20 protein-coding genes and 1 pseudogene are annotated in these 21628 nt (G+C 66.8%); 8 read left to right on the forward strand and 13 right to left on the reverse strand.

Annotated features, from left to right (window positions below):
* Positions 1–6: 6 nt before the first annotated feature.
* Positions 7–960: a hypothetical protein gene (locus HMPREF9056_RS01135; RefSeq protein WP_009402083.1), complete on the forward strand. Its 954-nt coding sequence runs from the start codon at positions 7–9 to the stop codon at positions 958–960.
* 57 nt (positions 961–1017) lie between these two features.
* Here HMPREF9056_RS01135 and HMPREF9056_RS01140 read toward each other — a convergent pair whose 3' ends face one another.
* The 3 genes from HMPREF9056_RS01140 to HMPREF9056_RS01150 form a co-directional block, all read right to left on the reverse strand.
* On the reverse strand, positions 1018–1779 hold the full coding sequence (locus tag HMPREF9056_RS01140) for an SDR family oxidoreductase (protein WP_009402084.1): 762 nt from the start codon (positions 1777–1779) through the stop codon (positions 1018–1020).
* Positions 1780–1889: 110 nt separating this feature from the next.
* Positions 1890–2471, reverse strand: a complete 582-nt coding sequence (locus HMPREF9056_RS01145) for a DUF1440 domain-containing protein (RefSeq protein WP_034513278.1) — start codon at positions 2469–2471, stop codon at positions 1890–1892.
* Between the two features lie 287 nt (positions 2472–2758).
* On the reverse strand, positions 2759–3196 hold the full coding sequence (locus HMPREF9056_RS01150; RefSeq protein WP_009402086.1) for a hypothetical protein: 438 nt from the start codon (positions 3194–3196) through the stop codon (positions 2759–2761).
* Between the two features lie 232 nt (positions 3197–3428).
* Between HMPREF9056_RS01150 and HMPREF9056_RS01155 the strand changes: the two genes are divergently transcribed.
* Genes HMPREF9056_RS01155 through HMPREF9056_RS01165 form a run of 3 tightly spaced genes read left to right on the forward strand, consistent with a single transcriptional unit; the run spans position 3429 to position 6772 of the window.
* Positions 3429–5126, forward strand: coding sequence for a cytochrome c biogenesis protein CcdA (locus HMPREF9056_RS01155; protein ID WP_172635225.1), 1698 nt, complete (start codon positions 3429–3431; stop codon positions 5124–5126).
* A gap of 60 nt (positions 5127–5186) precedes the next feature.
* Positions 5187–5804 carry a sigma-70 family RNA polymerase sigma factor gene (locus tag HMPREF9056_RS01160; protein WP_087942152.1) on the forward strand — a complete coding sequence of 206 codons (618 nt, stop codon included), beginning with the start codon at positions 5187–5189 and terminating at the stop codon, positions 5802–5804.
* Positions 5801–6772 carry an anti-sigma factor gene (locus HMPREF9056_RS01165; protein WP_009402090.1) on the forward strand — a complete coding sequence of 324 codons (972 nt, stop codon included), beginning with the start codon at positions 5801–5803 and terminating at the stop codon, positions 6770–6772. Before HMPREF9056_RS01160 ends, HMPREF9056_RS01165 begins: the two co-directional genes overlap by 4 nt.
* A 411-nt stretch (positions 6773–7183) precedes the next feature.
* On the opposite strand, the gene HMPREF9056_RS01170 is transcribed toward HMPREF9056_RS01165, so the two are convergent.
* From HMPREF9056_RS01170 to HMPREF9056_RS14495, 3 genes are all read right to left on the reverse strand, one after another.
* Positions 7184–8287, reverse strand: coding sequence for a 1,4-dihydroxy-2-naphthoyl-CoA synthase (locus tag HMPREF9056_RS01170; RefSeq protein WP_009402092.1), 1104 nt, complete (start codon positions 8285–8287; stop codon positions 7184–7186).
* A 63-nt stretch (positions 8288–8350) separates the two neighbouring features.
* Positions 8351–9022, reverse strand: coding sequence for a response regulator transcription factor (locus HMPREF9056_RS01175; protein WP_009402093.1), 672 nt, complete (start codon positions 9020–9022; stop codon positions 8351–8353).
* A complete protein-coding gene (locus HMPREF9056_RS14495) occupies positions 9015–9767 on the reverse strand; it encodes a hypothetical protein (protein WP_253269887.1) in 753 nt (250 codons plus the stop codon). The genes HMPREF9056_RS01175 and HMPREF9056_RS14495 overlap by 8 nt, the downstream gene beginning before the upstream one ends.
* Positions 9768–10752: 985 nt before the next feature.
* Between HMPREF9056_RS14495 and HMPREF9056_RS01185 the strand changes: the two genes are divergently transcribed.
* Positions 10753–12096 carry an arginine deiminase family protein gene (locus tag HMPREF9056_RS01185; RefSeq protein ID WP_009402096.1) on the forward strand — a complete coding sequence of 448 codons (1344 nt, stop codon included), beginning with the start codon at positions 10753–10755 and terminating at the stop codon, positions 12094–12096.
* 13 nt (positions 12097–12109) lie between these two features.
* On the opposite strand, the gene HMPREF9056_RS01190 is transcribed toward HMPREF9056_RS01185, so the two are convergent.
* The 5 genes and pseudogenes from HMPREF9056_RS01190 to HMPREF9056_RS14510 form a co-directional block, all read right to left on the reverse strand.
* The gene (locus tag HMPREF9056_RS01190) at positions 12110–13375 is read right to left on the reverse strand and encodes a galactokinase family protein (protein ID WP_009402097.1); all 1266 of its coding nucleotides are present in this window, start codon (positions 13373–13375) and stop codon (positions 12110–12112) included.
* Positions 13372–14202, reverse strand: a complete 831-nt coding sequence (locus HMPREF9056_RS01195) for a nucleotidyltransferase family protein (protein ID WP_009402098.1) — start codon at positions 14200–14202, stop codon at positions 13372–13374. The genes HMPREF9056_RS01190 and HMPREF9056_RS01195 overlap by 4 nt, the downstream gene beginning before the upstream one ends.
* Positions 14203–14226: 24 nt before the next feature.
* Complete coding sequence (locus HMPREF9056_RS14500; protein WP_009402100.1) at positions 14227–15288, reverse strand: 1,3-beta-galactosyl-N-acetylhexosamine phosphorylase N-terminal domain-containing protein; 1062 nt, start codon at positions 15286–15288, stop codon at positions 14227–14229.
* On the reverse strand, positions 15212–15553 hold the full coding sequence (locus HMPREF9056_RS14505; RefSeq protein WP_253269895.1) for a 1,3-beta-galactosyl-N-acetylhexosamine phosphorylase N-terminal domain-containing protein: 342 nt from the start codon (positions 15551–15553) through the stop codon (positions 15212–15214). The genes HMPREF9056_RS14500 and HMPREF9056_RS14505 overlap by 77 nt, the downstream gene beginning before the upstream one ends.
* Before the next feature lie 232 nt (positions 15554–15785).
* Positions 15786–16337, reverse strand: a pseudogene (locus HMPREF9056_RS14510) (ROK family protein); the annotation flags it as partial.
* Positions 16338–16964: 627 nt separating this feature from the next.
* On the opposite strand from HMPREF9056_RS14510, the gene HMPREF9056_RS01210 reads away from it, so the two are divergent.
* From HMPREF9056_RS01210 to HMPREF9056_RS01220, 3 genes are all read left to right on the forward strand, one after another.
* A complete protein-coding gene (locus HMPREF9056_RS01210) occupies positions 16965–18266 on the forward strand; it encodes a glycine betaine/L-proline ABC transporter ATP-binding protein (RefSeq protein WP_009402108.1) in 1302 nt (433 codons plus the stop codon).
* Positions 18266–19144: a proline/glycine betaine ABC transporter permease gene (locus HMPREF9056_RS01215; protein WP_009402110.1), complete on the forward strand. Its 879-nt coding sequence runs from the start codon at positions 18266–18268 to the stop codon at positions 19142–19144. The genes HMPREF9056_RS01210 and HMPREF9056_RS01215 overlap by 1 nt, the downstream gene beginning before the upstream one ends.
* A gap of 66 nt (positions 19145–19210) precedes the next feature.
* Complete coding sequence (locus tag HMPREF9056_RS01220) at positions 19211–20086, forward strand: glycine betaine ABC transporter substrate-binding protein (protein WP_009402112.1); 876 nt, start codon at positions 19211–19213, stop codon at positions 20084–20086.
* A gap of 129 nt (positions 20087–20215) precedes the next feature.
* On the opposite strand, the gene HMPREF9056_RS01225 is transcribed toward HMPREF9056_RS01220, so the two are convergent.
* Positions 20216–20803: a hypothetical protein gene (locus HMPREF9056_RS01225; protein ID WP_009402114.1), complete on the reverse strand. Its 588-nt coding sequence runs from the start codon at positions 20801–20803 to the stop codon at positions 20216–20218.
* Between the two features lie 146 nt (positions 20804–20949).
* A complete protein-coding gene (locus HMPREF9056_RS01230) occupies positions 20950–21522 on the reverse strand; it encodes a hypothetical protein (protein WP_157184971.1) in 573 nt (190 codons plus the stop codon).
* Between the last annotated feature and the right edge of the window lie 106 nt (positions 21523–21628).

The raw sequence follows: 21628 nt of genomic DNA on the forward strand, positions 1-21628 counted from the left end.
GACCAGTTGAGCATCGATCTCATGGGCGGGGACCTCAGGCAGTCAACGAAGTACATCGACTGGGCGCCCGTTCCGTCGCGCTGGATCGAGCGACGCTTCCTCGTCTTCACCGCGCTGCGTAGCCCGGGGTTCTTTCTTCTGCATCTTGTTCTTCTGCCGATCATGCTGTTGTCGGTGATGTTTGCTGGCGGCATATTCTCTAATGCTGGCGTACCTGTTCTGATGCTTCTCGTGTTAATTCTTCTCGCCTGGACTGCCATTTTTGAATTTATTATGTTCCGTCTTGTGAGTTTCACCGTGGCCAACGCCTCAGGGGTTCATGTTTTCCATTTTTATCTATGTTGGTGGCGGCGGACTGACGTTGCGTGGATTGACTTTCGTGAGATGGCCTGTGTTCTGGACTTTGTGGCCCCGACTGTGTGGTATGGCGGGTGTGGCGCTAAGGGGCCTGACACCCTTAATCTGGGTCTGCGCCTGAAGATCAGGGCTGAGTGGCTCCAGTTCGTGAGGGAGAGGGGGAAGCGTGGGTCCAGTGCTACTCAGGCGTCGGACGTGCTCCAGAAGGACTGGATGGAACGTCTGAGAGAGTTCGATCGGCAGGCGGAGTGGCGATTCGACGACAAAGGAGCTGTCGTCCTTGGATTTGCTCGTCTTGCCCGTTCCATGGAAAGGCGACAGAGCGCTCAGGAACGCATCGCTCGCGACTGGCGCGCCCTTATTGAGTGGGCGGAGCAGAATCATACCTTCCCAGGCGCCTCTACCCCTTCGAGTCCTTCCCAGGATTTCTTCCCTGGTAGCCGCACTTTGAGGTCTATTCATCGGATGTACGATCGGATCCGCCCTTGCTCCTATGACGCGGTAGTGCTTGGTATCCATGCTGCAGACATGTCCGGCCCCGCAGCCGATGAGCCTGACAGGCCCCATGGGTGTGGGCCGGCTACTCCGCGAGGGCCGGGTTAGTGCCGACTAGAGGGTGGACCGCACCGTACCCATCGACCGGGGGCATGAGGGGGATGCTCAGTGACGAAACACCCGGTCCACTGCCGCCAGGAGGGCGCGTTTGGGAAGGACGCGGGTGATGAATCGTGCGACGACGGCGTTCCCCAGTCCATCGACAATGCTGGGCCTGCTCGTCCTCAGGGCCCGCATCGTCGTATCGAGGACCTGGCGCGTGGAACGCATCCTGCCGACGACAGTGCCCTCGTCGGAGACCTCGAAGAAGGGGGTGTCCGTGGATCCCGGGCACACGGCCAGGACACGAATGCCGTCCTTCCTGGTCTCCCGCCAGAGCGCCTCGGTGAATGAGAGCACGAACGCCTTGGTGGCACCGTAGACGGCCATGTGGGGCATCGGCTGGAAGGCCGCGGCGGAGGAGACGTTGATGATGGTCCCGCCTCTGCGCTCGCGCATCGCCGGCAGGTACCTGGCCGTCAGCCCCACCACCGCAAGACAGTTGAGGCGCACCTCCTGCTCCAGGCGCTCAGGATCGTCGTCGACGACGTCCTTCCCGGTGCCGAAGCCGGCATTGTTGACCAGGACGTCAACGCGCAGACCCATGCGGCTCGTCTCGTTCCACAGGTGCTCGGCGGCGTCCGGCTCGGACAGGTCCGCAGGGATGACCGTCACCTCGACGCCATCCCGGTCGCGGAGCTCCTCGGCCAGGGAATCGAGCCTGTCCCGTCGGCGTGCCACCAGCACCAAGTCATGCTTCTTGGCGGCGTAGCGGCGGGCGAACTCCTCGCCGATCCCCGACGACGCACCGGTGATGAGAGTGACCATGGCTCCTCTTCCTGCTCGGGTGAATGGGCGTGTGGCGACGAAACAACGTGGGCTGCACCGCCACCTGCGGTGCAGCCCACGCTATGAGAGACGTGACGAGGTCTGACGGCTCAGCGGGCCGGTTCGGCGTCGAGCGGAACCCACGGGTCGGGCTGGTGGGTGATGCGGTTGCGCACGTCTCTGCGCACCAGCTCGATGGACCACAGCCAGACGACGTGCCCCAGCGCCTCGGAGAAGTGCTCCGCCCAGGTCTGCCCGCCGGCGACCCACGGGAAGGGCGAGGGGACTGTGCCCGTCAGCGGCATGAGCACCAGATGGGCGCCCACCCACACGAGCAGACCGAAGGCCGCGCCCTGCCACAGCGTGATCGACTTGTAGTACTCCGCCATGACGCAGTAGAAGACGGCCAGGACGATCGCGAAGCTGAAGTGGATGATGAAGGAGTAGATCGGCAGGCCCTCATTGCCGTTGAAGGTGACGCCGGTGTGGGACTGCTCGGGGCTCATCCCCAGCTGCTCGAGGAGCCTCTGGGGTGGGTTGGTGGCATTGCGCTCCGGGGTGCGGGGCGGGAAGGGGACCTCCCAGCCGAACTTGACGATGGCGGAGAGGAACCCTCCGATGATGCCGACGACGATCGCGGTCCCGATCCGTCGTCGTGCGGGGTCGGTCTTCTCCAGCAGGGTGGACAGCATGGGTGTCTCCAGATGGTGGGGAACAAGCATTATGACCGGGTCGGTGGACGGCTTGCAGATCGAACGGTGTCTTAGTCGTCCGTTGTCCACCGACCCGGCCTCGGGAAGCCTGGCACGGGAGACAGCCGGGCCGCAACGTTGTCATGATCCGCGTCTGGCTGCATCGCAGGTGCAACGTGAGAACGTCCGGACGGCTGGGGCCTGGAACGACGCGGAGCACGACGAGGACCCCGCCGCAGCTGCCACTGTGGCGGGGTCCTCGACAGATGGGTGTCAGGTCTACCGGCTCAGTTGCCGCCGCCCTGCTGGTTGTCACCCTGGATGGAGCCGCTGCCCTCGGAGGAGCCGGAACCGCCCTGCTGGCTGTCCCCACCCTGCTGGTTGTCGCCGCCCTGCTGGCTGTCGCCACCCTCGGCACCGCCGGAGTGGTTGTCCCCGCCCTCAGCGCCACCACCGGGCTGGCTGGCTCCGCCCTCGGCGCCGCCGCCGGGCTTCGACGAGGCACCACCGGCGGCGCCACCCGTGCTGCCAGCGCCGCCGGAGCCCTTGCTGTCAGCGCCGGGAGCGGCGGAACCGCCGTCGCTGGTCTTGCCCGCGGTCTGCTGGGTGGCGGGGGTGGTCGAGTCGCTCGAGCCGGAGCCGGAGCAGGCGGCCAGACCGAGTCCGGCGGTGACGATGAGCAGTGAGGTGGCGAGGGTCTTGGCACGTGTAGCGGTGAATCGCATGAGATCTCCTTATGCGGTTGCTGGTGCAGTGTCAGTGCGGGATGGCCCGCTCTTGCGGATCCGGAGTCGCCGTCGTCCACGTCCACAGAGCTCGTGGGGGAGTCCGACGGCGCCCGTCGTGAGTGACGATCGTCATAGACGGCTATGTGGTTATTCGACAATCCCTGTTGCCGATGGCTCCGAACCTCTTTCGAGACTAGCAACAAGAAACGGACCGAAAGGGTGAATCATCGTGACAACTATCTCTAGTCTGGTGGTCATCGGACTGCTGGGAGGGCTCATCACAGGCATCTCCCCGTGCGTCCTGCCCGTACTCCCCGTCATCCTCCTCTCCGCGGGAGCACAGGGCGCACGCGGCGACGAGCAGGGGCCCGACGGCGGCTTCGCCTCCCGCTTCCATCCCTATCTCGTGGTGACCGGCCTTGTGGTCAGTTTCACGGTGTTCACACTCCTGGGATCGACCTTGCTGAGCCTGCTCCACCTGCCGCAGGACTTCATCCGATGGGTCGGAATCGTCATGCTCGCACTCATCGGCCTAGGCATGATGGTTCCGAAGGTCATGGAGGTCCTGGAACGTCCCTTTGCACGCTTCCAACGTTTCGGCGGTTCGAGAAACCCTTCGAACGGATTCCTCCTCGGCCTGGTGCTGGGGGCCGCCTACGTGCCCTGCGCCGGCCCGGTTCTCGCGGCCGTCGCTGTGGCGGGTGCCACTGGGCGGATTGGTGCTGACACGGTGGCGCTGGCGGTGTCCTTCGCCGTCGGGACGGCGATCCCCCTGCTGGGCTTCGCCCTGGCCGGGCGCGGCATCACGGAGCGGATCCGGGCCTTCCGCACTCGCCAGCGCGCCATCCGCGTCACCGCCGGCGTCGTCATGCTCGGCCTGTCCGTGGCACTGGTCCTGGACGCCCCGGCTGCTCTCCAGCGGCGTCTGCCCGACTACACGGCCTCTCTTCAGGCCCGCACCGACACCTTTCTGCACGGTGACTCCTCCTCCGAGGCCTGCCGGCCCGGATCCGCCACGCTTGGAGACTGCGGTCCTCTGCCCGCCATCGACGGCGCAGTGGCCTGGCTCAACACTCCTGGTGAGCAGCCCCTGGCCCAGAAGGACCGTGCCGGCAAGGTCACTCTGATCGACTTCTTCGCCTACTCCTGCATCAACTGTCAGCGCTCCGTACCCGGCATTGAGAAGCTGCACCAGACCTACGCCAGGTACGGCCTGCAGGTGATCGGCGTCCACTCCCCGGAGTACGCCTTCGAGAAGGAGGTTGACAACGTGCGCGGCGGCGTCGAGCGCTTGGGCATCACCTACCCGGTGGCCGTCGACTCCAACCTGACCACTTGGACCAACTTCAACAACCACTACTGGCCCGCCCACTACCTGGCCGACGCCCAGGGCAACGTTCGCCAGACCCACGTCGGCGAGGGCGGGGAGGCCACCACGGAGAAGCACGTCCGCGAGCTGCTCAAGCAGGCCAACCCGAGCGTCTCCCTCCCGGCCCCCGTCTTCTCCGATGCCGACGACGACGCGGGCGCGAACAGCCCCCGCACCCCCGAGACCTACCTGGGCGCGGAGCGGGCCTCCGGCTTTGCCCAGGGCTCCCTGCAGGAGGGGCAGCACGCCTTCTCCTTCCCCGCCGGCCTCCAGGCCGACGCCTTCGCCCTGGATGGCACGTGGAGGGTTGAGCGGCAGTCCATCGCTCCGGTCGAGGGCAAAGGCCGTCTGCGCCTGTCCTACCGCGGTAAGCAGGTCAACCTCGTCATCTCTGGAGAGGGTGATCTGACCTGGACGGTCAACGGCCAGACCCGCACCGCCCATGTCTCCGGCGTGCCCAACGGGATGGAGCTGGTCAGCACCGACGAGGCGGGCTCGGGCGTGCTCGAGCTGGAGGCCTCGCCGGGGCTGCAGCTCTACTCCTTCACCTTCGGGTGAGGTGAGGATGAAAGAGGTGGTCTCAGGAGATGACCCGGGAGATATGGCGGAGATGAGGCAGTGAGTGTGGCGACGCTGAAGCCATCGGCCGTAGCGCGCACCGTATGGGCCTACCATTCCCCTGTGGCAAGCAGTATTCCCAGCTCTGAGGAGGAGTGGATCGCGCAGGTGGCCGACGGTGACGCCGACGCCTTCGCCCGCCTCTACGACGCCTGGTCAGGTCGCCTGTTCGCGCTGATTCTGCAGATCGTCGTCGACCGTGCCCAGAGCGAGGAGGTCCTCCAGGAGGTCTTCCTCGAGGTGTGGCGCACCGCCGGCGCCTTCTCCCCGGCTCGGGGCAGTGCGCGGGCCTGGCTGGTGACCCTGGCCAGGCGCAGGGCCATCGACCGGGTCCGCTCCGCCCAGTCCTCCCGGGATCGGGAGAGCCGGTGGCACGGCTACATGCCCGACGTCGACCTGACGGTCCAGCAGGTTGAGGACAGGCTCATGGGCGAGCAGGTGCGTCGGGCGCTCGATGCTGTCGGGGAGCCCTACCGCTCCACCATTGAGCTGGCCTACTTCACCGGCCTGACCCACCGGGAGATCGCCCGCCGCACGGGCACACCACTGGGAACGGTCAAGACACGCATCAGAGACGGAATGACACGGTTGCGACGAGAGCTGGGGGTGCAGTCATGACGGACCGCGACAACACTCACGAGGACGCCATCGACGGTGCCGCCGGTGTGCAGGGCGCTGAGGATCCCGACGGCGCTGCCGGCGCCGACGGCACAGGTGAGGAGCTCGACTCGGAGGTGGCCGCACTGCTCGGAGCCTCACTCAGACCGGTAACCCCTCCCGCCGGGATCCGCTCCGCCCTGCTGGAGGCGATTGCGCGTGAGCCGCAGATGGACCCGGTGGCCGGTGCCGTCATCGCCGCCTCCGACGGCGATGCGGCAGAGGCCGGCGGTGCTCCTTCCGCCGGCCCAGCCGTGGATCCTGATTCTGCCGCCGACCGTGTGGCGGGTGCGGACTCAGCAGGCTCAGTGCGCTCAGCCGACCCGTTGGATTCTGAGGATTCCGCCGTCGTGTCTCTTGATGCGCGCCGTAGGCGCCGCTCCGCCTGGCGCACCGGCCTGGTGCGGGCGGCCGCCGCCGTGGTCCTGCTCGGCGTGGGTGTCGGCGTGGGGCGCTGGAGCGCGCGAGGCGCGGTCGATGAGGCGATGGACTCCATGGCCCCGACCCAGCACTACGCCCATCTCAACCAGGCCCAGGACGTCCAACGGGTGACCGACACGATGCCGGACGGTCACGTCGCAACCCTCACCTGGTCGCACGACATGAGTATGACCGCGCTGACCCTGCCAGCCGCGATGAAGGAGACGGCCGGCGACCGCAGTCTCCAGGTCTGGCTCAAGGAGGAGGACCGGGCTACCTCGCTGGGCGTCTATGACCCCCGGGGCGGAGCCGGCTTCTCCTTCCTGGACATCATGCCCAAGCCCGGTCAGCAGATCGTCATCACCCTGGAGCCGGCAGGTGGGTCCGCCCAGCCGACGACGCCGCCACTGGTCACCCTGCGGGTGGGCGAGGACGATGGGCAGTCCAGTGCCACGACCGGCTCCCCGGCCCCCGGGCCCTCGCCCAGTCCCGTTGGGGACTCCGCTTGACAGTCGGGAAGGGGAGTCGACCCGTTGCTGTGATGTACACAACATCAAACTGGCCCTCGAGAGGGTGAGCGCAACCCCTGACGAACGTCAGGGGTTGGGGTGTGATCGCCTGTTCTGACGCGGCTTCCCGCATGCACATCAATAGACTGTGAGGAATAGCCCTGTCGCTCGGAGTGGTCCGGAGAAAACGGTGGACATTTTCTCATTCGTCTCCGGCAAGACGCTGTGGAAGACGCTGGAATACTTTATTCTCCTCTTCGCTCTTTCTGTTCCGGTGCTCACCTTGATACGACATTCCGAGGTCCTATTCACCATGAGGAATCCAGTCCTATGGTTGATGGCCGGTCTCGGCGCTCTTGGTTACTGGTGGTCATTACGAACTGGGCACGAAGAACAACTATCGATTCTGCGTCAGAAGTAGTACGGGAAAGGTGACCAGTCGGGGGTGCGGCGCTGGAGGAATGCGTCGCGCCCCTCGACGGCTTCATCGGTCATGTAGGCCAGGCGCGTGGCCTCGCCGGCGAAGACCTGCTGGCCGGCCAGGCCGTCGTCGGCCAGGTTGAAGGCGAGCTTGAGCATGCGGATGGCCTGCGGGGACTTGCTCGCCACGGTGGCCGCGTACTCCAGGGCCCGCTCCTCGAGCTCGGCGTGGGGGACCGCCTCGTTGACCACTCCCCAGCGCTCGGCGGCGACGGCGTCGTAGGTGCGGGCCAGGAAGAAGATCTCGCGGGCGCGCTTGTCCCCGACCTGTCGGGCCAGGAGTGCTGAGCCGTAGCCGGCGTCGAAGCTGCCGACGTCGGCGTCGGTCTGCTTGAAGCGGGCGTGCTCGATGGAGGCCAGGGACAGGTCGCAGACGACGTTGAGGCTGTGTCCGCCCCCGGCGGCCCAGCCCGGAACGGCGGCGATGACGGCCTTGGGCATGGTGCGGATGAGGCGCTGGACCTCCAGGATGTGGAGACGACCGGCCCGGGCGGTGTCGAGACGGGCCTGGGCGGCTGCGACGTCGGCCTCATGGCTGTAGGTGCCGGCACCCGCGTTACCAGTGGCCGTGGCCGGTGCATTGGGCGTATCGGGTGCCTGATCCCGCTCGTAGCGGTAGCCGTCCCGGCCGCGGATGCGCTGGTCGCCGCCGGAGGAGAAGGCCCAGCCGCCGTCGCGCGGGGAGGGACCGTTGCCGGTGAGGATGACGGCGCCGACGTCGCCGCTCATGCGTGCGTGGTCCAGGACCCGGTAGAGCTCGTCGACGGTGCGGGGGCGGAAGGCGTTGCGGACCTCGGGGCGGTTGAAGGCCACGCGGACCACCGGCAGGTCCTTGATCCAGGTCCCGTTCTCATCGCGCAGGCAGCCCCGGTGGTAGGTGACGTCTGTGAGGGCGTCCACCAGGGGCCCCTCAGCGGCCCTCTGAGTGCCGGGCTCGGCATGGGTGAAGCCGGGCACCTCCCGCCAGCGAGCGGGGTCGAAGATCTCTGAGACGCGGCGCGGCAGCGGGTGGGCCGGGGTAAGGGTGGCGTTCATGACCTCAGCGTAGGGCGTGGGATTCCTCCGCCCCAGGTGGCCGGTGCCGACCGCCGTGGCGTCCTAGCCCCCCAGGGCGGCGGCGATGAGCTCGGTGCGTGAGGTGTGGCCGAGGCGGTGGAGGACCTCGGAGACGTAGATGCGCACGGTGTTCTCCGAGATACCGAGCTTGCGGGCGATCCGCCGGTTGGTCAGGCCCTCCAGAAGACAGGTGTAGACGTCCTGGAGCCGGGGCGGCAGCTCGTTGACCAGCTCCTGGATACGAGCCTCCGCGGTGGCGCGTTTCTGCTCGGACTGGTAGGCGTCGACAAGCATCTTCGTGGGGCGTGAGGACATGACGGGCTCGCCGCGGCTGGCGCGCAGGAGGGCGGCGGCGACATTCTCTGTGCTCTCATCCTTGGTGATGAACCCGTTGACGCCCTCGGCCAGGGCGTCGGTGAGCATCTCGTCGCGGCTGAAGACGGTGAACATGACAATGGGCATCCTGGGGAAGCGCTCATAGATCGCTCTGGCCGTCCGGGCGCCGTCCATATCCGGCATGTCGCTGTCCAGCAGGACGACGTCGATGGGCTGCTGCCCGGTCATAAGCAGACTGATGGCCTGCCGCCCACCGGAGGCGGCGGCGACGACGGTAATGGCCCGCTGTGAATCGAGCTGCTCGGCGAAGGTGGTACGGATGAGAGGATCGTCGTCGACGATGAGGACTCGCAGGGAACGCAGGGTGTGACTAGGCATAAGCGACTCCGTCCGGCGGTGAAATGAGGGATCTCGCATTAGTGGCTGGTATGGCGGTCTCACTCCAGGGGAGACTGGCGAGAACGGTCCAGGAGGTTCCGATCCGGTTGGAGCTCAGCGACCCTCCGGCGTTCTCGAACCGATCCCGAAGCGCCCATAAACCGTACCCTCCGTGCATCTCCTCGGGGACCTTCTGCTCCCGCCAGGGTGAGCTGCAGCTGATGAAGAGGGTGTCCCGTTCCTGCTCCACGAAGAGGGAGACCAGATCGTGCGGGGAGTTGTACTTGAGGGCGTTGAGAGTGTTCTCGCGGATGAAGGCGACCAGGAGCCGGCCGGGCTCGGAGCGGTGCAACGAGGGAATCCTCTCGATACCGTCGAGGTCCGCGTCCAGGACGATCTCACGCTGAGCCAACGTGGAGGCGCTGGACTCGACGATCTCCTGGAGGGTGGGCTCCTCCTTGGGCGGTCCCTGGGAGACAGCGAGGTTGTGGATGAGGAGGCGCAGGTGGGTGAGGGCCTGTTGGGTCCGGTCCTGAAGATCGAGCATACGATCGCGGTCGTCGCCGTGGGGGAGCCTGATGGAGCGGGAGATGATGAGCATGCGGGTGAGGTCGGCGGCCAGGTCGTCGTGGAGGCTGTCGGCAATGTCGCGGCGCAGCTGCTGAATGAGCTCGGCGGCGATTTCCTTGGAGCGTTCCGCCTCGCGTTGCATCTTCTCAAGACGTTCCCTGGCGTCGCGAATCACGATGCTGGCGGATGAACACACCAAAGCAGCGAAAAATATAGAAACAGTGGCCACAAGTGGTCGATAGCCGGCTAATAATTGTGCAATGTACAGTACAAGGAACTGAATGATGGCTAGTTTTATGTACTTAGAGATGAGGAGGTCGATAACAACAGCAAAAACAAGACACCAGCTCCATCCTGGACGTAATGTAGGATGGATGAAGCCGAACAGCAGTGTCGCCGAAAAAATAAATGCGCCAACGTTTCGTTTTTTTGTGGCACAATATATAAAGAAGGTAGAAAGTTGAACGGCCTCCAGAATTAAAAAAGATCGATCGCTGTAGTTGGCTAAGATAATTAAGTCTAAAGAAAATATTGGCAGCACGGACGACAAGAGAATGGCGATCCTTAGGTGCGGCAAGAACTTGTTAAGTCGCACCCAGGTTGCGTAGAATAAACTAGTACTCTGCATTCTGCAATAAAACGATATTGTGTTGCCGAAAAATTAGTGTATGAACGTCAAATTATATAGATGTCGACGCCTCTGAGCTTACCATCACGAGCAGGCAAGCCCAGAGGCGTCGACCTTCCATGTCACCAGTCATGCCACGGCTTCCCCCAGGGCTCGTAGCAAACTCCTGGGTTGATGAGGCAGTAGCCCGGGTACATCCTGGCTCTGGCGAATGTCGTTGGTGAGTCGTCCTGGTTCACAGGAGCGGCGGCTGGTGCGGCGCTGGCCGGTGCGGCGAGGCCCGCTAAGAGCAGAGCAACAAGGGTGAGGCGGGCGGCGGTTTTCATTAGGGGAACTCCTGTCTGGAAAGAGGCCTCAAAGGACAATTTATCTTACCATTCTTGCGGTTTGCGACAAGTATGCATCTTTGACGCCCCAGTTGATTCGTCGCTCAACAAAAGCCGTTGACGATGGCAGCGACCGCTCCATGAGCCGCCCGGCCGGGAGGCCGGTGCGCCCTCTGCTTCCCGCTACCTCCCGCTACCCTGTGACCATGACGCAGACCGGTGAGACCGCCAGCCGCCCCTTCATTCCCGTAGCCGATGGCGGGGGGCGAGTCGACTCCGAGACCGGCGCCCTGCGCGAGGTGATCGTCCACCGGCCCGGCGGGGAGATCGCCCGCCTGACCCCCATCAACGCCGACTCCCTGCTCTTCGACGACGCCCTCAACATTCCCCGGGCGCAGGCCGAGCACGACGCCTTCACCGCCATCCTCCGTTCCGAGGGCGTCATCGTCCACGACTTCCGCGAGCTGTTCACCGAGGTTCTCGCCGTCCCCGAGGCCCGAGGCCTCGTGCTGGACGAGGCCGTCGGCCCCGACGTCGTCGGCGTCTCAGCCTCCGAGCTGCTCATCGACTACTTCCAGTCCCTGCCCGACGCCGAGCTCGCCGAGGTGCTCCTGGCAGGCATCACCCGCACCGACCTGCGCGAGCGACTCAGCTCGGCCGACGGACGCGACCTGTTCTCCTCCACCTACTTATCCACCCTGGAGGGGCAGTTCGTCGTCACCCCCCTGCCCAATCTGCTCTTCACCCGTGACACCTCCGCCTGGCTCTACGGCGGGGCCTCCGTCAACTCCATGGCCCTGGAGCCCCGCCGGCGCGAGGCCGTCGGCTACGAGGCCGTCTACCGCCACCACCCCGCCTTCGCCCCCCGCCTGGCCGAGCTCGGCGGCTCCACCGACCCGGCCGCCCGTCTGTGGCGCGAGCAGGGGCGGGTCTCGGCGGCCTCCACCATCGAGGGCGGCGACTTCCAGATCCTGGGCAACCGGACCCTCGTCATGGGGCTCACCCACCGCTCCACCGCTGCCGGCGTGGAGCGCCTGGCCTCCCAGCTCTTCGAGGCCGGGGTGGCGGACAGGGTCATCGGCGTCCACATGCCCGACGCCGCCTTCTACACCCAGCTCGAGGCCGTCATGCACCTGGACACCCTCATGACCAAGGTCAGCCCCGACACCTACCTGCGCTTCCCCGGCTTCACCGAGGTCACCACCGTGGAGATCGAGCCCGGAGAAGCGGGCAGGGCCCTCAAGGTGACGGTCCACGACGGCTCCGAGATGGACGCTGTCCTCGCGCGCGCCGCCGGCATCGACTCCTTCCGCGTCATCAGCCCCGGTGCCTCCGATGAGGCTGAGGCCCTGCGCGAGCTCGCCCGCGACTCCTGCAACGTCGTCGCCCTGGCGCCCGGGCGGGTCATCGGATACGCCCACAACCAGCGCGCCAACGACGCCCTGCGCAAGGCCGGCATCGAGGTCGTCGAGACCCCCGGCGTCGAGCTCGTGCGCGGACGCGGCGGCTCGCACTGCATGACCTGCCCCGTCACCCGCGACGCCGTGTGAGCGCTGCTGCCGGTCACAGCAGCCGGCAGGCCCCCGGGCCCGGCCTGGTCACGATCGTGGCGGCCCGCTCGGCCTCCTGCTCGCGATCCCGATAGGCCTGGAGCCACCGCGAGGCGAAGTCCTTGGCGTCATCGGCCGGAACGAGGGCGTACACCGACCCGCCCCACCCAGCACCGAAGGAGGAGGCGCCGATGGCCCCCATCCCACGGGCCAGGGACGCCATGAGCCGGGTCTGCGGCACCTGGTTGCGCAGCCCCCGGTCGGCCAGCGCCTGGGAGCGCTCCAGGACCTCGCCGATGCCGGGATCTGCCGCGGCGATCAGCCGGGCGCCGGCCGGCACCAGCACGAGTGACTCGATGAGGAACTGCTCGATCCTCTCCCGCTCGTAGCCGGGCTCGCACAGCCCCAGCAGGTCCCGCAGCGCGGGATCCTTGGCCATCTGCTCGCCGGTGGCGTCCCCGACCAGGTGCCGGACCGCGCCGGCCAGGGAGGCATCGGCGCGCCCGGTGGCCCTGTTCCACCTGGCCAGCACCGACTGGACGGTGCTCGGTCCGCGGTTGTAGTCCTCCAGGGCCGCGCCGGTCTTGTGCGCCAGCACTCCGCTCACACCGATGACGAGTGCCCACTGCGAGGGGAAAGGGAGGCTCTGGTCGATGCGCATCGGGTCGAAGCCGGCCAGGAGCAGCCGGTCCTGGGCGCCGCACAGCATGCCGGTGTGGTCCTCGCTGCCACCGTGGGTGCCCACCCCGCTGGTCCCCGGCAGGTCCCGCCAGCTCCGTCCGCCCTCCACGGCGGCGAGGTAGCCGGCCAAGGGCAGCCGGTCGGGCATCGCCTCGATCCACCGAGGATCCCGGTCCCAGCCATTGAGGGAAGCCAGGGCCAGAGCGGTGGCGCACACGAGCGCGGAGGACGAGCTCATCCCGGAGGCCGGCGGCAGGTCCGAGGAGACGGACACATGGGCCGCCGCTCCGGCCCCGAAGTTGAGGGTGAGGCGGTCCAGCACCGTCTGAAGGTAGTGCCCCCAGTGGCCCGGCTCCAGAGCGGGGTCCACCCCGGCGCGCAGGGTGATGGGATCGCCGCCGTCGGTGGTGGCGGTCAGGGACGACTGCGGTCCCCGAGCGCGGCGCGCATGCGCCGTGATCGCCCGGTCGACGGCGCCGACCAGGACCGGGCCGCCGGCGTAGTCGGTGTGCTTGCCCAGGACCTCGACGCGCCCCGGCACCCTCCACGCGACCTCCTCGGGGCCCTGGGTCTTTTCCTGCCCCACCTCCTGGTTCATAGGGACACCTCCACGTCGGCCAGGCGGGCCTCGACCTCACCGATGTCCTCGCGGCGCGACAGGTCCAGGACCGCACCGGTGGAGGGGAGGACCGACACCGGGCCGCGTAGGGCGCGTACGGCGTCGACGATCTCTAGCTCGCCGCGCGGCGAGGGGGTGATCCGGCGGCAGGCGGTGAAGATCTCGGCCGTGAAGCCGAAGGCGTTCATCGACACCAGGGCGTGGGCCCCGGCGGCCTGGACGGCCTGGGCGGAGGGCTTCTCGACGATCTCCTCCAGCAGTCCGTCGCGGGCGCGCACGAGGGCGAAGGCGGCGATCCGCTCCGCGGGGATGTTGGAGTCGGTCACGAGCGCGGCGCGATCGAAGCCGGCCAGCGCGTTGCCCCGGTGACGGGCCAGGTCGCGCAGCGCCCGGCGAGGGTAGTAGTTGTCCCCGTTGACCATGAGGAAGGGCTCCCCGCCCACGGCCGACTCGGCGGACAGGACGGCGTCGGCCGTTCCCAGGGGTTCTCTCTGGACGGCCAGGTCGATCGTGAGCCGCCTGAGCTCCAAGGAGTCGATGTGACGGCGGAAGTCCTCGTGCTCAGGGCCGACGACCAGGACGGCCCGCTCGATCCCGGCGTCGGCCAGGGCCGCCAGGCCGTAGTCGATGAGCCGGTGCCCGCCGATGGGCATGAGGGCCTTGTAGCCGCTGGCGGCGGCAGCGGCCTGCTGGGAGGTCAGGCCGGAGCCGGCCGGGCCGGCCGCCCGCATGCGGGTCCCCAGACCCCGGGCCAGGATGACGGCGGTACGGGTCCGGTCCGCTGCGTCAGTCATCGTGTCAGTCATGTGGATCCTCTCCTCCTGCTCGTCTCAGGCGTCCAGGCCGTAGTGGCCCGCGACGGCGGCCGCGGTCGTCCGGGCCTCGTCACCGGTGGACATCTCGGCGAAGACCCGTAGGAGCGGCTCGGTGCCCGAGAAGCGGATCGTCACCCAGCCGCCGCCCGTGAAGTAGACCTTGCAGCCGTCCTCCCACGAGACGCGCTCGACGTCGTGGGCGAAGGCGGGAAGATCGTGGGCGCAGAAGATGCGCTCCTCCAGCTCGGCGCGCCGCTCGGAGGTGAAGCCGTAGGCACCCTCCACCATGACGAGCTCACCGTACCTGGCCACGATGTCGGTGTAGAGCTCGGAGAGCTTCTTGCCCGAGGCCGCCACCGCCTCGACCAGCAGGGAGCCGGCGTAGACCCCGTCCTTGCAGGGGATGTGACCGCGCACGGTCAGTCCGCCCGAGGACTCGCCTCCGATGACGGCGCCGGTCTCGGCCATCTTGGCGCTGATCCACTTGAAGCCGACGAGCACCTCGACGGCCCACCAGGCGGCGGTGTCCGACAGGAAACGGCGGTCGTAACCGATGACGCGGAACTCCGCGACGATCTGCTCGATGCAGTCGATGAAGTCGGGGTGCTCGACGGCCAGGGACAGGTAGCCGCCGTAGCCGATCCGGTCCAGAGGGGACCGCACGATGGCGCGCCGGGCCTCCAGCCAGCTGTGGTTCGCCTCGGCGACCGGGTCGCCGCCCGGGTGGAAGACGTCGGGGAAGAAGTAGGGCAGGAACCGGCCCTCGGTGTAACGGACGTGGGGGATGTCGGCGATCATCCTGCAGGTCGCCCCCGGGCCGACGGAGCCGACGACGGCGTCGATGCCGGTGGCGGCGAAGTGCTCGCCGTAGCGCTCAGCGGCGTCGGTGCCGTAGACGAGGGTGAAGTGGTAGAAGAAGGTGGTGAAGCGGACCACGTCCACCTCGGGGTGTGTGGAGAGCCAGGCACTCAGGTGGGAGCGCACATGGGCCCACGTGACCTCATGGCGCACGTCGAAGAGCTTCTCCCTCACGCGCGAGGGGTCGTCGCCCCAGCCGTTGGTGAGGTAGTTGTACATCTGGGTCGGGTCCCAGACCTTGGGTCGCCAGGAAGCTGACGGTGTAGACGTGCCCGGCGAGTGCCTCCTGCACGGTGACCGTGCGTCCGTCGGCCTCCAGGCTCCACCCCGTGATGGGCAGTTCCCGACCGGTGGTGCGGTCGTGGGCCTGCCACCAGCGTGAGACGTCGCAACCGGTGTCCGGCTGGGCCTGGTCGGCGAACCAGGAGGCCAGCAGGTCGATGCTTACGGGACCGTCGGCGGTGGCCGTGACCCGGTCGGACATGAGGAAGAACCTGGTGGCCTCCTGCGGATGGGCCTCCGCCCAGGCAGGGGGTGTCGAGTACCGACTCCAGCGCCACGAGAGCTGCCCCGTGCGACGACGCCCACTGCCCCAGGTGGGAAACCTCTACCTTCACCTGGGCGCGCCTGTCCAGGAGGCGCGCTTCCAGGCCGGAGCGGGTCTCCCAGCAGCCGCGTCGTCCGCACCGGCACAGCAGGCCCTCGGGCTCCACGGGCATGTGCCCGACCTCGCCGGTCAGGCCCAGCCAGCCCCGAAAGAGGTGGCCGTCGGCGATGATGCCCGCACCGATGCCCTCCCCGCCCGACAGGTAGAGCAGATTGCGTACCCCGGCCGGCGCATAGCGTTCGTAGGTGGCCAGTGCGGCGAGCTTGGCGTCGTTCTCCAGCGTGATGACGGGGACGTCCCGGCCGGAGCCCGTGCGGCGGGCGATAGCGTCGCGAACCTTGTCCACCAGGGCGACGTCGTACCGCCCCAGGGTGGAGGAGTAGCGCACGGTGTCATTGGCGTAGTCGATGATCCCGGGTTGAGCCAGGACGATTCCCGGAACCGTCGTCCCCTGCCGTGTCAGCTCGTCCAGGGCCTGGGACAGCATGGCCGCCACGTGCTCGATCATCCTGTCGGAGTGGCGTCCGGTGTCGCCGACGAGCTCGGAGCTGCGCAGGATGAGCGACATGTTCGAGATGCGCACATCGGCGTGAGCCTTGGGACCCTGTGCCTGCGGGCCTCTGAGGAATCCCTGGGGCCCGCCCCGTCCGCCGGGGTCCATCCTGCAGCCGGCACGCCGGTCTCCTCCGTTGGTTGGCTCGCTGAGTTGCGATCGCGCCCCTCAGCCTAGTGATTCGCAAGGACGGGCGGCCTTGGTTCGCAGGAGATCCGCGTGATCGGTGACTGTTCGCTCACATCCCGCCGGCAGATGCGGCCGGGTGGGTAGGCGATCTTCATGCTGCTCACCGTCCTGGAGACAGCAGGATCGGAATCCAGAACGAAATGTGATTATATTCACTTACAGTCGTCTTGAAGAGTTCCAGTTGCAGATGCTCGAGTTGTTGGTTATGTGCCAGGCCTGTAGTCCTGATGGGCATGGCCCGTGCGAGTTCTCGTTATCCGTGATGATTTCAATCATTTCTGGTGTTGCGAAGCGGTGGGGTCCGCCTCTGCGTCCGAGGTGATCTCCGCCCCGCCTTCCAGGCGTGTCCCCGGCCACGCCCTCAGGCGTGTCAAGGCCTGAGGGCCTGCAAATCAACGAATTTGTACATACCGTCAAATTGACCACCTGAATGCTCCGCAGCACTATAAAACGGGCTTGCGGCCGCCTGGAGGCCCGAAGTGGGCGACACAACTCGCCTCCGGATCCTCGCGGCGCAGGCCCAGGAGCTAGATCGCGAGGAGTGCTGTGAAAGTCATAGAGGCCAACCATGTCTACAAGGTCTTCGGGCGGCGACCGTCCGACGGCGTCAAGAAGCTTAAAGCCGGCAGGACGCGGGACGAGCTGAGGAAGTCGGGGCAGACCGCGGCCGTCATCGACACGTCCTTCGACGTTGACAAGGGCGAGATCTTCGTCGTCATGGGGCTGTCGGGCTCAGGCAAGTCCACGCTCATCCGCATGGTCAACGGCCTGCTGCCCATCACGTCGGGAAGCATGACCCTCTACGGGGAGGACCTGGCCGATATCTCCAAGCCGAAGCTGCGCGACCTTCGCCGCGAGCGCGTCTCCATGGTCTTCCAGAACTTCGCCCTCCTGCCTCACCGGACGGTGGGGGAGAACGCAGCCTACGGTCTGGAGATCCAGGGCGTGAGCCGCTCCGAGCGCGAGCGCCGGGCCGAGGAGGCCCTGTCCATGGTTGGCCTCGAGGGGTGGGGCGGCTACAAGCCGGGCGAGCTTTCCGGCGGGATGCGGCAGCGCGTGGGCCTGGCCCGCGCCCTGGCCGCTGAGACCGATATCCTGCTCATGGACGAGGCCTTCTCCGCACTCGACCCGCTCATCCGTCGTGAGATGCAGGACCAGCTCATCGACCTCCAGGGCAAGCTCGGCAAGACCATCCTGTTTATCACGCACGACCTCAACGAGGCCATGCGGCTGGGGGATCGGATTGCCATGATGCGTGACGGACGCGTCGAGCAGGTCGGCACCGCCGAGGAGATCCTGCGCGACCCCGCCTCCGACTACGTCTCGCGGTTCGTGGCCGACGTCGACCGCACCCGGGTGCTGACGGCCGGCTCCATCGCCGAGCCCCCGTACGCCGTCCTGGGCTCGGACCGCAGCCCGCGCGCCGCCCACAAGCTCCTGCGGGAGAACCAGCCCCCGTGGCTGCTGGTGCAGAACCGTGACCGGACTCCTTTCGGATACGTCTGGGAGGACGACGTCGCCCGTGCGGTCAAGGAGGGCTCCGACGTCCTTCCGCAGTCCACGATCCACGAGATGCCCGTGGTGTCGCACTCGACTCCGATCAACGAGCTGTTCGCCCATGCCGCGCAGCACGCCGCCCCCATCGTCGTCGTCGACGACGCCGGCCACATCTCCGGCGTCATCCCGCGTGTCACTCTGCTGGCGGCCATCAGCGAGCAGAGCCTGGACGTGAGTGCCACCAGCGATGACGTCCCCGACAGCGTCGAGCGGGACGCTGCGGCGGGGCAGACCGATGAGCAGGCCGGAGAGGCCAGTGAGACCACCGAGGCCGAAGGAGCCGACGCCTGATGATTCCCGTGCAGACCTTCATTCCCAAGATTCCTCTGGGCAAGACGGTCGAGGTCCTCATTGACTGGATCCAGAACCATCTTCACGGCCTTCTCGCGGCGATCTCCCAGGCCGGGACCTCGGTCAACGACACCCTGGTGGACGTGCTTCTGGCTGTGCCGCCGCTCCTCATGGTGATCGTCTTCGCGCTCATCGCGTGGATGGCGAAGTCGTGGAGACTGGCCCTGGGGACGGCCATCACCTTCCTGCTCATCATCTCCCTGGGGCAGTGGGAGAACGCGATGGAGACGCTGGTCCTGGTCACCATCGCCACCCTGACCGCTCTCGTCTTCGCCATTCCTCTGGGGATCTGGGCCGCCCGCAACAAGTACGTCAGCGCGATCATCCGTCCGGTCCTCGACCTCATGCAGACGATGCCCGCGTTCGTCTACCTCATCCCCTCGGTCCTGTTCTTCTCCATCGGTGTGGTCCCCGGCATGTTCGCCACGCTCATCTTCTCCATGCCCCCCGGGGTGCGGATGACCGAGCTGGGCATCAAGCAGGTGGACAAGGAGACCGTCGAGGCGGGGCGCTCCTTCGGCGCGACCGACTGGCAGATCCTCCGCGGCATTCAACTGCCACTGGCCGTTCCCACCATCATGGCCGGCGTCAACCAGGTCATCATGCTGGCCCTGTCGATGGCCGTGATCGCGGGCATGGTCGGTGCTGACGGCCTGGGCAAGGAGGTCGTCAACGCTCTGTCGACCATCGACATCGCCAAGGGCACCGAGGCGGGACTGTCCATCGTGTTCCTGGCGATCTTCCTGGACCGGGTGACCGCGGCTCTCGGAGCGCCGCGTGAGGAGGGTTCGTTGCTCTCACTCATCAAGAAGCGGTGACTCATGACTCGACGACGCTTTTCCGCCCCGTCCTCACCGGCGCCGGGCGCACATCGAAGGAACGCCATGCAAACCTCCCGCCGCACGTTCACCACCGCCCTCGCCTCTCTGACGGCAGCGGGCGCTCTGTCCGCCTGCGGTAGGAGCTCCGGCGGGGGAAAACGGCTTCGGCTCGGTTTCGTTCCGTCCTGGAGCGATGGCCTGTCCATGACCCACCTGCTCAAGACTCAGCTGGAGAAGGCCGGCTACCAGATCAAGCTGACCGACCTGAGCGAGGCCGGACCGCTTTACGCGGGGCTGAGCCAGGGGGCTGTCGATCTCTACCCCTCTGCGTGGCCGGACGTCACCCACAAGGACTACATGGACAAGTACCGCAAGTACATCGAGGACCTGGGGAGCTACTACGACTCGGCCAAGCTGTGCTGGTCAGTCCCCGACTACTCGGAGATGACCTCGATCGAGGACATCAAGCCCCACGCCTCCCAGATCGACAACCGGATCGTCGGCATCGAGTCGGGGTCCGGCCTGGTCAAGGCCTCCGAGGGGAAGGTGATTCCGGCCTACGGACTGCAGGACATGAAGTTCCTGACCTCCTCGACCGCGAGCATGCTCACCGAGCTCAAGAAGGCCGTTGATGCCAAGAAGGAGATCGTTGTCACTCTGTGGCACCCCTTCTGGGCGAACACGACCTTCAACATGCGCGACCTGGAGGACCCCAAGGACGCCTTCGGAAAGGGGGAGGGGCTCCACTTCCTAGGACGCGAGGGGTTCGCTCAGGACTATCCCGAGATCGCCTCATGGCTCGGCTCCATCAAGATGGATGAGGCCACCTACGGCAACCTCGAGGACCTCGTTGTCAACACCTACGGCGAGGGCAAGGAGGACCAGGCCGCCATCGCCTGGTCTCAGAAGTACCCGCAGTACGACTTCAAGAAGTCCTGACGCCTGCGGTCGCCGGCCCGTCCTGAGCGTGGTACTCGGGGCGGCTCCTGACACGCCTGTGATCCCGCCGCCGAGCATGTCGACGGCGGGATCACTGTCGAGTCAAGGAGTCTCTTCCGATGGGGAGCCCTACTCCTCGATGCGGTTCCCGTCCTCGTCGAGGTAGTAGCCCTCGTCGTCGATCGGGTGGAGGGTCATCCGGCCGTCAGCGATCTCCTCGGTGAAGTGCTCCCGGGTCATGAGGCGGGTCTGTCGGCCACGCTCCCTCATCTCCTCGTAGGACATCGCGGTCTTCCACGGCTGTTCCAGCGCGCAGGTCGAGACGATGGAAACGATCCACGTCAGAGCGGTGAGGGGGATGAGGAGTACCGGAGCGAAGAGCATCGCCGCGACCGCGCCCCCGGCGGCGGGGAAGATGATGGCAGCGGCGACTCTTTCGGCCCTGCTCATGTCGTTGGTCCGCAGGATACGCATGGTCAGGCGCATCGAGGAGGCGTCGAGGGTCTCGCGTACCGCGGTGGCCAGGATGGCGAATCCTGTGATCTGGTCGGAGGTGAGCCCGGAGTGGGTGAGAACGGACCAGATGGCCACCGCGGCTCCGACGACGAGCGCTCCGAAGACCCCCAGGAAGACTCTTCCCGCGACGACCCCCGACAGGGGGACGGCCGGTGTCCAGCGCCGGTGGTCCGACGCGTGAGCGATGCTGCGCGCGCTCATGTGCTCCTCCTACCGCTTCGCAGCCCACGGGTGACGCACCCTCACCCTAACAAGGCTGTGATCGTCGTCGCAGTTGATGTCTGTCGAGGTGGTGAGGACGTGCTGCTCCCCGGGCGCTGACTCAGTCTGCGGCGGTGCCTCGGCGGCTACGGCGCTGTGTGAGCCAGTGCGACCCGTCTGAGCTCGGGGAGGAACCTGCGGCCGTCGCGGAAGTCGGCGGTGACGTACTCCGGCGGGATCGGTTGGGGCTGGTGGATGCGCTCCTGGACGGCGTCGTAACCGAGCGACGTGTCCCACGGCCTCTCGACCATGGCGACGAAGGCCATGAACGGCAGCCACGTGAGAACCGTCAGCGCCGTCGTCGACGCCGGGGCGAGGAGGCGGGCGGCCAGGAACCCGGCTACCGCTGGGCAGAGCACGGCAACGAGGGTCAGCAGCAGGCCGTGAGCGTCCCGGGAGCGCCAGGCCCGCATGATGAGCCGGTGCGCGGAGGCGTCGATGACCTCGCGCACAGTCACCGCCACCAGGGAGAACAAGAGTGCTCGGCCGATCCCCAAACCCGCCCCGGTCATCGCGGACCAGGCCAGCACGATGACCGTCAGCCCGATGACTCCAGGCACTCCGAGAACCAGGCGGCCCACCACCATCGCTGAGATGGGGGTGACTGGCCTCCAGCGACCATGCTCTGTGTTGCCCCGTCCTGTACTGCCTTCGATCATGTCGTCCCTTCTGTCCGGGGCCCTTCTGTCCGGTCTGATCGTGAATTCAACCGTTCGAGCCATTCTACAAAGCCTGTGGAAGGCGTCTCGCACCAACGGCTGTGGT

Source organism: Actinomyces sp. oral taxon 170 str. F0386 (assembly GCF_000195595.1).
Taxonomy (GTDB): domain Bacteria; phylum Actinomycetota; class Actinomycetes; order Actinomycetales; family Actinomycetaceae; genus Actinomyces.